This window comes from Thalassospira sp. SN3W (assembly GCF_038070535.1).
Classification (GTDB): Bacteria; Pseudomonadota; Alphaproteobacteria; order Rhodospirillales; family Thalassospiraceae; genus Thalassospira; species Thalassospira xiamenensis.
Window position 1 is genome coordinate 4519345 of sequence record NZ_CP121124.1, and the last position, 6283, is coordinate 4525627.

General features: G+C 56.5%; 6 protein-coding genes. 2 read left to right on the forward strand and 4 right to left on the reverse strand.

Features of this window, described 5'->3' with window-relative positions:
• Position 1 precedes the first annotated feature (1 nt).
• Genes P8T57_RS20815 through P8T57_RS20830 form a run of 4 tightly spaced genes read right to left on the reverse strand, consistent with a single transcriptional unit; the run spans position 2 to position 2549 of the window.
• Positions 2-550: a DoxX family protein gene (locus P8T57_RS20815; protein WP_341364193.1), complete on the reverse strand. Its 549-nt coding sequence runs from the start codon at positions 548-550 to the stop codon at positions 2-4.
• Between the two features lies 1 nt (position 551).
• The gene (locus P8T57_RS20820; protein WP_341364194.1) at positions 552-1316 is read right to left on the reverse strand and encodes a DNA-binding domain-containing protein; all 765 of its coding nucleotides are present in this window, start codon (positions 1314-1316) and stop codon (positions 552-554) included.
• Complete coding sequence (locus P8T57_RS20825) at positions 1313-2194, reverse strand: DUF692 domain-containing protein (protein WP_341364195.1); 882 nt, start codon at positions 2192-2194, stop codon at positions 1313-1315. The genes P8T57_RS20820 and P8T57_RS20825 overlap by 4 nt, the downstream gene beginning before the upstream one ends.
• Before the next feature lie 55 nt (positions 2195-2249).
• A complete protein-coding gene (locus P8T57_RS20830; RefSeq protein WP_063092010.1) occupies positions 2250-2549 on the reverse strand; it encodes a DUF2282 domain-containing protein in 300 nt (99 codons plus the stop codon).
• A 635-nt stretch (positions 2550-3184) separates the two neighbouring features.
• Here P8T57_RS20830 and P8T57_RS20835 point away from each other — a divergent pair.
• Together P8T57_RS20835 and P8T57_RS20840 are read left to right on the forward strand one after the other, a co-directional pair.
• The gene (locus tag P8T57_RS20835) at positions 3185-4837 is read left to right on the forward strand and encodes a GMC family oxidoreductase N-terminal domain-containing protein (protein WP_037991750.1); all 1653 of its coding nucleotides are present in this window, start codon (positions 3185-3187) and stop codon (positions 4835-4837) included.
• Between the two features lie 261 nt (positions 4838-5098).
• Positions 5099-6187, forward strand: coding sequence for a helix-turn-helix domain-containing protein (locus P8T57_RS20840; RefSeq protein WP_341364196.1), 1089 nt, complete (start codon positions 5099-5101; stop codon positions 6185-6187).
• Positions 6188-6283 lie beyond the last annotated feature (96 nt).

The window sequence follows — 6283 nt, forward strand, 5'->3', positions numbered from 1 at the left end:
CTCATCCGTCGCGCGCACGCCGCCCCAGAACATGATCAAGCGAAAATTTACCCGCCCCCTTGATCACCAGCATCAGCAACACAAAAACCCATAACATTCGCTGATCGATCAACTGATCGGGCTGCCCGTCAAAAAGCGCGCCCGTCGCCGCACCGTGGGCTGTGATATCCACAACGGTCTGAACCGCCACAAACCCGATCATGCCAAGCGCCCCCAAACGGGTAAACAGGCCCAGCACGATCAGAACCGGCAAAACGAATTCCGCCAAAGTCCCGGCAATCACAATGATATGCCACGGGAAAAACGGAATGGCCGCCGTGTCATATAAATACTGATCGGCAATCGACGGCACGATCTGCGCAAACGCCCCGGCACTGGGAAAACTATCCCCCGCCACCTTGGTCATTGCGCTATTGAGGTAATAAGGCAGCAAAATCACGGCAAACCACAAACGTGCCGAAAGCCCGATGAACCAGCCATCGGTCCGCGCTTCAAGTGCACCAAACAGGCACCTATGCAGCCCGGTCATTCTTTTGATCGCTGTTTGCATTTTATGTCTCCCTCAAACCGGCAAACGCCCCGGCGGCAATCAGTTGGGCAAAGGTGGATGTCACATCAAATTGCGGATCGCGGGCGATTGCGGCGGCAAAGGCATCGGCAACCGGTGCCTGATACAAAAGCCTTTCTGCAAAAATAGCCCCGGCATCGTCCAGCAGGATTTGCCGCACCGTCATGTCAGGCCGGGTGATCAGGATATTTTCCCCGCATTGCACAATAGGCCGCTTTTCCGACCCTTCCTGCTGGCATTGCCAGATCGCATGGATGGGAAAACCGGACCGCACAAGAAAGCAGGCCGAATGACGCACAAAGGCAACCGACGCCAGATCATTCACAATGCCTTGCAGCATTTCCGACGTGGTCACCGCATCATCGGCCGCATGCAGGGCTTCCAGCCTTGCGCGTTCCAGCCGCGCCATATCGGAAAGATACGGCACTGACGCCGCTGCATCGAAACCATCAATGAAATCGGCAAAACCGGCCCCATAAAGCGCAAGCGACCCGGGGCGTGCTTTCTCGCCCCGGAAAAACACCTGCGCCATCGCCCGAAAGAAATCCTCCCCCACCAGCTTCGCCACCACCGGATAGGCCGCGATTAACGCATCGCCAAGCCCGCGATGGACATTGTTGCGATAAATCGCAAACCGTCCCGCCATCGCGGGGTCAAGGCCTGCGTCAAGGCCATCGGGCCGCGCAGACGGGTCTGCTGCCATCAGGGCACGGGAAAATTCCCCCTGAAGGGTCCGCGCCTCAATCATGACGCCACCCGCATCGGGCCAACTTTCGAAAACCGCTCAATGTGCCGATCTGCAAGCGCCGCCTCGGCCCGAAGCGTCGCCCAATCGGGCACATCATTATCCCATTCAATCAGGGTCGGTCGCGCGCCAATCCGCGCAATCAGGCGATCAAACAGCGCCCAGACCGGATCGGCGACCGGTCGGGAATGGGTATCGATCAGAACCTTCTCATCAGCATTGGCATTGGCATCCGCCTCATGCCCGGCCAGATGGATTTCCCCGATCAGATCACCGGGGATCGCATCGACATAATCGCTGGCGTCAAAGCCCAGATTGCAGGCCGAAATGTAAATGTTGTTTACATCGATCAGCAATCCGCAACCCGAACGCCGTGCGGCCTCGGTGATAAAATCAATTTCCGGGATCGAATTTTGCGGCAATGCAAGATACGAGGTCGGATTTTCAATCAGGATTTTACGGCCCGTTGCCACCTGCACCTCGTCAATCGCCTCAACCAACTGATCAAGCGACTTTTGCGTCATCGGTGTTGGCAAAAGGTCGGCCATGTAAAGCCCGTCATGGCTTGACCATGCAATATGTTCCGACAGCATGGCGGGCTCAAACCGATCCACCAGACGCTTGAGATCGGCCAGATGGTGGGGATCAAGCCTCTCCCCGCCGCCAAGTGACAGTCCAACCCCGTGCATCGATAATGGATAATCGGCGCACAAGGCTTCGAGCACCGCCAGGCGCGGCCCACCGGCCACCATGTAATTTTCCGGATGGATTTCAAACCAGCCGACCTGCTTGGGCTGGCCGATCACGTCATCGGCGTGTTCGCCCTTGAAGCCGACACCGGCCCGATTTGGCAATCTGTTGCTGCTTTGGCTATTGATCATGGCAAGCCCCCGAAAAAAGGATGCCGACCCGCATTGGCGGATCGGCATGATCACATCAGGACTTCGGCAGATCGCGCTCAAGCGCCTCAAGGCTTCCCATAACCTTGCGCCCATCAGCCGTCGTAAAGCTCATATCCGCGCATGTCCCGGCCGGGACCAGCTTCCAGGCATTGCCCTGATAATCAACTTTCGATGTCCCGGCACATGTGGTGCCCGGCCCGGCGGCACAGTCATTCTGCCCGGCAAGCGATACGCCAAAGCATTTCTCCTTGGCACCCTCTGCCTGCGCAGAATGAACAGAAGCAAGCGAAACAGCCGCCGTCAGCGCTGCGCCCAATACCAATGCATTTTTCATGATGTCATCCCTTTTGCGTGAAACCCGATCGCCGGTGTTGGCGATGTCTTTCTGGTAGCAGCCGGGCGGATCATCGTCATTGCAACTTCGGCACACGAAATATCAAGTCAGTGTGAGAGTTTCCCGGCATTTCATCACGGATGCGTGAAATCATCACCTCACGTGCGTCGAACAAACACCGGACTCGCACCGCAAAATCCCCGACGCGAACAAGCGGACTCCAATATCGGGAATCCGAAATCAGACCTCGTCAGCCGCCCCAAAACCCGAAAACTCAATTTCATTTCCATCATTATTATCACTTTGATGTGATCACTACTCCTCCTCCCCAACCACAATTACTGGCAACAAAAACCTCACACGACCACCATGAACCCGTCAAATGACGCCGGATCACATCCAAGAAATAATATTTTTAAAACAATTAATTAGCTCCCCATTTCACGGCTTTCTCCCTCCTGCCGGACGCCTGCATCAGACAGGACAAAAACCTCCCCCGCGCCACAGATCATCAAACACGGAATTTTAGTTCAAATTTGATAATTTTGATAAAATTGATAATTTATGTTGCCTCTTTTTACACAGCACCCTATGGAGATTCCTGTTTGCCATAACCCGGTGTCATGGAGGCTCACATGAACCAGATCAGCGAAGACATACAGATCCACACAGACGTGCTTAGAAACCAGAATGAACTGTGCAACAATCTGCGCTCGCATTACGACTTCATCGTCTGCGGCGCGGGATCAAGCGGCTGCGTCATTGCCGCACGGCTTGCCGAACGCGAAAACATCCGCGTCCTGCTGCTCGAAGCCGGTGGCGACGATACCGCCCCCTCCGTCATGGAACCTGCTCAATGGCCCGTAAACCTTGGCAGTGAACGTGACTGGAGCTTCATGGGGCAACCCGCCCCATCGCTCAACGGGCGCAGATTGCCGCTCAGCATGGGCAAGGGATTGGGCGGCGGATCAAGCATCAACGTGATGGTCTGGTCGCGCGGCCACAAAGAGGACTGGGACTATTTCGCTGCCAAATCCGGTGATCCGGAATGGGGCTATAAATCGGTTCTGGAATATTATCGCCGCATAGAAGACTGGCAGGGCACACCGGATCCGGCCCGCCGCGGCAAAGGCGGCCCGGCCTATGTCGCACAACCCTCTTCCCCGCAACCCATCGCACAGACCATGGTCGATGCCGCTGGTCTTTTGGGCATACCGGTATTCGATAGCCCGAACGGGCGGATGATGGAATGCACCGGCGGGGCGGCGATTGCCGATCTGCGTATCAAGGATGGCAAACGCCAGTCCGTTTTCAGGTCTTATACCTACAAGGCCATGCACCAGCCAAACCTGACGGTCCTGACCGGCGCGCTTGTTTCCAGCCTGATATTTGATGGCAACAAGGCCGTCGGTGTCGAGGTCATGCTCGACGGTAAAATCCGACAGTTCCGCGCCACCTGCGAGACGATCCTGTCTCTTGGTGCGGTCAACACCCCCAAAGTACTGATGCAATCGGGCATCGGTCCCGAGGACGAGCTGAACAGACATGGCATCAAGGTACGTCAACACCTGCCCGGCGTCGGTCAAAACCATCAGGATCACATCGCCTTTGGCTGTACATGGGAATATCGCAAGCCCGAGGACGTCGGCGGCGGAGGATGCGAGGCAACCGTGTACTGGAAAAGCAACTCCCGCCTCCAGCAGCCCGACATCCTTCAATGCCAGCTTGAATTCCCCGTTCCCTCACCTGCCGAAGCAGAATTGGAAACACCCGAACATGGCTGGACAATGTTTGCCGGACTGGCCCAACCCAAAAGCCGCGGACGGCTGCGCCTATCCGGTCCGACCATGTACGATAATATGCTTATCGAACCAAATGCGCTCAGCGCCCCCGAAGACGTGACAGCAGCCCTTGCCGCAGTCGAATTGTGCCGCGAAATCGGCAACCATTCGGCATTCACCCCGCTGGTTCGCGGCGAAACCGCGCCACGATCACGCAATCATGCTGGCCTTGTCGAATTTGTCCGCAACTCGGCCGTCACATACTGGCATCAATCCTGTACCGCAAAAATGGGCCTCGACAGAATGTCCGTGGTTGACGCCCGGCTCAGAGTCTATGGCATTGAAAATCTTCGCATCGCCGATGCCTCGATCATGCCGCGCATCACGACCGGCAACACGATGGCGCCCTGCGTTGTCATCGGCGAACGTGCTGCGGACATGATCCTTGCCGCGCACGATACGCAACTTGCCGCCGGAATAAAGCAACAGCGCCCTGATCCCTCATAGCCCCCCGCTGTTGCTTTTCGTGAGGCCGGAAAGGTTTTCTTTTCCGGCCTCACACCCTTCATGCCCTTTGATGATCCACGCTCACGCCACCGGCACCGGGAAAGACCGCGCAGGCAGCAACCTTCGGCCATAAGGAAGCTTCCTCGCCAGAAGGGCGCAAAAGTAATCCCGCGACGATCAAACCGCCCCGTCAAGCTTTCCATTTCTTGCACTTTTGGCAAATTTTGCTATTTCATTGCTTATAAGAAATGGGTGATTGATGTGAAAGATATCCTGACGACAGCCAAGGCGGCGGAAATTCTGGGCGTATCCATACGCACCGCCCAGCTCTGGGTCGAAAGCGGCCAGCTCCCTTCATGGAAAACCCCCGGCGGGCATCGTCGCATACCGCGCCAGGCGGTCATGGATCTGGTGGAACACAACACGCCCGAACAATACCTGCCGCTAAGCGCCCGGGCCATCATCCTTGCGGGCGAAGGCCGGGCTCCCGACTGGCGCACACATGGCCTGAAGGGATCAGGTCTTTTACTGGACGTCACCGAAGACGCGCTGGATGCCCGGAAATGGCTCTCCTTTACCTGCCCGATGCTTGTTCTTATTGAAAATGCCGCGTCAGGTAACAACAGGAAACTGCTGGCCGAACTGCAAGCTGATCAGCGCTTCCGGCAGACAATCATCATCTCATCGGTTGAAAACACGGAAAACACGGAAACAGCAGTCAAACCCATCGGCCATGACCGGCTCCAATTGCCCCTCTATTCCGATGTCGCGGCCACCAGTGCTGCAATCCTCAAACATCTGACTGCGTCAGCCAAAAAAAGAGCCGCCCCCACGGGCTATCCGCTCCCCTGGAACGAGCGTGTCCGGCTCGAAGCCGTAAGACAGTCCGGCCTTGTCGGCTCCGGCCCGGAGGCAAGCTTTGACAACCTTGTCAATCTGGCCGCATTCGCCACCCGATCGCCGGTTGCCATGTTCACGCTGGTAACCCAGACGGAACAGTGGTTCAAATCCCGCACGGGTTTCGAAGGGGCCTCTACCCCGCGCGAATGGGCGTTTTGCAACAAAACCCTTTACGAAAACGATCTGACAGTTATCGAAGACCTGACGAAAGACCCTCATTTTTCGACCAATCCGGCCTTGTCCGAGCCCTTCGGATTTCGCTTTTATGCCGGGGCCCCCGTGCGCGACCCGCTCGGCTTTGCCCTTGGGTCGGTCTGCGTCATAGATAAAATTCCCAGATCATTGAGCCAGCCGGAACGCGATGCGCTCTCGACAACTGCCGATGCGGCATCAAACCTGATCCGGCTTCGCGCTCTTGAACGTGAAATCGAACGGCATCGGGAAATATAACCGCCTTTCGCGCAACCAGACCGGCATGAAACGACAAAACCCCTGACCAGTAAAGGTCAGGGGTTTATTAAATCGTTGAACAGGGAATATGTTTTG